We start from the raw sequence: 3,003 nt of genomic DNA on the forward strand, positions 1-3,003 counted from the left end.
GCAGCCGTATCCGGCTGTCGTCATAGGATCGCATCACCGCGTCATAGCTGTAGTCGAACACGCTTTCGAACGGTTCGGGCGTCACGAACGCCTGACGCGCCACCGACAGGTCGGTGCCCGGCGCCACCGGATCGAGCCGCCGTCCGACCTTGGTCGAGACGATCGCCCGTGCTTGCGGATCGAGGTCGGCCAACGCATCGCCGACGCGCTTCTCGCTCAGGCCGAAGCCGTAATGCGGTGCGGTGTCGATGTAGCGCAGCCCGGCATCCCATGCGGTGCGCAGCGTCGCGGCGGCGTCGCCATCGGCGACCGCGCGATACAGATTGCCGATCGACGCCGCGCCGAACCCCAAAGGCCCCATCGTACCGAAATCGACCATGATGCGCTCCAACCGACGTTCCGTCCGCTAAAGAACATCATACGTCATACGTCAATGGCGTAAAACGCGCGTGCGGCTCCCTCAAACAGTCTTGCGAGCCGGTCGGGCGTGGTCGGGCCGATCAGGTCGATGGTCGCGGCGATCCAGTCGGCATAGCGGTCGCCGGCATGGCGCAGCACCGGCCAGTCGCTGCCCCACATCAACCGGTCGCCGAAACACGCCACCAGATGTGACACATAGGGACGCAGCGCGGCGTGAGGCTGTCCCGCCGCCTGTTCGGTGCGCAGACCCGACAGCTTGCACCACAGGTTCGGCAACGTCGAAAGCGCGGCGATGTCGGCGCGCCACGGATCGAGTTCGCCCCGCGCCGCATATGGCTTCGCACCATGGTCGATGACGATCGACAGCGCGGGCCAACGCGTCGCGAACCGGTGAAGCACAGGCAGATGGCGTGGCTCGACCAGCGCGTCGAAGCGCAGGCCGTGGGCGATCATCGCCTCGATCGCGGGGGCAAGGTCCGCGCGCAGCATCCATTCGGAATCGGCGATCCCCTGCAACATCGGCCGCAACCCACGCAGCCGGGGATCGCGGGCGAGGGTCGCGATCCGCTCCGGCGCATCCTTCGCCGACAGGTCGACCCAGCCGACGATGCCCCGGATCGAGCGATCGTCGAGGGTGAGCATCCAGTCGGTATCGCGATCGTCCGGCTGCGACTGCACCAGCACGCAGCCGGTCAGTTCCAGCCCCGTCGCCTCCGCATGCAGATCGGGGGGCAGGAAATCGCGGTGCAGCGCCGGCCAGTCGGCATCGGGCCAACTCTGCCCCGGACCGCCGATCCGCCAGAAATGGACATGCGAGTCGAAGATGCGCATCGGGCCGCTCAGCGGCGCGGCTTGCGCGCGGCACGGCGGCGGGCCCACGACGTTTCGATATGGTCGCGCATCGCCCGCGACGCCCCCTCGGCATCGCCGCGCACGATCGCGTCATAGATCGCCTCGTGCGCGGCATGGGTTTCGCGGACATGCTCGACGTTCAGCTTGCCGCTATAGCCATGGTTGCGCAGCGCCTCGGCCTGCACGCCGTCGATCACCGCCTTGCTCAGCTTGTCGCCCGAAATCCGCATCACGATGTCATGGAACGCCACATCCTCATGCACATAGGCGGCCGGGTGCGGGATCAGCCGTTCCAGCTTCGCCATCTGTCCGGTCAGTTCCTCGATCGCCTCGGGCGTGCGGCGGGCGGCGGCCTTGGCGGCCATCGCTCCTTCGAGCAGCGAGCGGATTTCCGACAGATTGTCGAGATAGGCCAGTCCGTCCTCCCGCTGGAACAACGCGCCGAGGATCATCGGGTCGAGCATGCCCCATGCGCCGGAATCGCGGACGATCGTGCCGCGACCCTGTTGCGATACCACCAGCCCCTTTTCGGTCAGCGCCATCGTCGCTTCGCGGATCACCGTGCGGCTGACACCGTACATTTCGCCCAGCATGCCCTCGGGCGGCAGCGCGGTGCCGGCCGGATAGGTTTCGGTCACGATCGCCTTCACCAGATCCTCGACCACCGCTTCGGCAAGGCGGGGGCGACGGCGGATACGCAGCGATTCCGCAGGCAGGATGTCGGTCATGGGTCTCGCGTCTCGTTGCACAATGGAGTGGACAGGATGGCACAGGTGGCCCGGCCGGCACGGCTTCGTCAACGCCTTGCCAAGCTCAAAGATAATACGTAATATGTTTGTCTGCCACAGGTCGGTCTGTCGGCTTGGGGGAGGGCGTGGATGAAAGTAACCGGCTATCGCAGCCTTGTCACTTCGCATGATTGGGGACGCCCGGTCGGCGATGTGAACGGCGTGGTCGCATCCGGCGTCACCGACGTGCCGATCCTGATCCTCGAAACCGATGGCGGGCTGGAGGGCGTGGGGCTGGGCCAGCATGCCGACATCGCCCGCGTGTTCGGCGCGGTGGAGGGGCAGGACCCGCGCGCCGCGCCCGCGCTGTACGACAGCATGCTCTCGCACGTGTTCAAGAGCGGCCATGCCGGGCTGACCTATGGCGCGGTCGCCGCGATCGACATGGCGTTGTGGGACCTGAAGGCGAAGATGGCCGACGAGCCGCTGTGGCGCACCTTAGGTGCCGCCGACCGGTTCGTGCGCGGCTACGCCTCGGGCCTGTGCTACGGGCTGGACGACGACGGGTTCGCCGCGCTGTACGCGCGCTTCGCCGAACGCGGGTTCAGCGCCGCCAAGATCAAGGGCGGCCGCGACCTCGCGCGCGATATTCGCCGGTTGAAGCACGTCCGCACGATCATGGCCGGCAACAGCGTCGCGCCCGCGCTGATGCTCGACGTCAACGAAAGCTGGAACTGCAAGCAGGCGGTCCGCCATCTCGCCGAGATCGAGGCGGCCGGCATCGACCTGACGTGGATCGAGGAACCGGTGCGCCGCTGGGACACGCACGGGCTGGCCGCGGTGTCGCGCGCGGCGCGCTGCGCGGTGGCGACCGGCGAGAATCTGACCGGGCTGGAACAGTTCGCCCCGCTGCTCGACGCGCGCGCGGTCGATGTGGTGCAGGCGGGCAGCGTGTGGGGGATCACCCATTTCCAGCGCGTCGCTATTGCCGCGCACGTCCGCG

4 protein-coding genes are annotated in these 3,003 nt (G+C 67.6%); 1 reads left to right on the forward strand and 3 read right to left on the reverse strand.

Going from position 1 to position 3,003, the window contains the following annotated elements; genetic code table 11:
* From ASE78_RS19710 to ASE78_RS16900, 3 genes are all read right to left on the reverse strand, one after another.
* The coding region (locus ASE78_RS19710) for an aldo/keto reductase (protein ID WP_235515130.1) at positions 1-379 on the reverse strand (379 nt) is incomplete at its 3' end.
* A gap of 44 nt (positions 380-423) precedes the next feature.
* Positions 424-1,251 carry an amidohydrolase family protein gene (locus tag ASE78_RS16895; protein WP_056499280.1) on the reverse strand — a complete coding sequence of 276 codons (828 nt, stop codon included), beginning with the start codon at positions 1,249-1,251 and terminating at the stop codon, positions 424-426.
* 8 nt (positions 1,252-1,259) lie between these two features.
* Complete coding sequence (locus ASE78_RS16900) at positions 1,260-2,000, reverse strand: FadR/GntR family transcriptional regulator (RefSeq protein WP_055757829.1); 741 nt, start codon at positions 1,998-2,000, stop codon at positions 1,260-1,262.
* 150 nt (positions 2,001-2,150) lie between these two features.
* Here ASE78_RS16900 and ASE78_RS16905 point away from each other — a divergent pair.
* The coding region (locus ASE78_RS16905) for an enolase C-terminal domain-like protein (protein ID WP_200911080.1) at positions 2,151-3,003 on the forward strand (853 nt) is incomplete at its 3' end.

Origin of the sequence: Sphingomonas sp. Leaf25 (assembly GCF_001421635.1) — a bacterium.
GTDB lineage: Bacteria > Pseudomonadota > Alphaproteobacteria > Sphingomonadales > Sphingomonadaceae > Sphingomonas.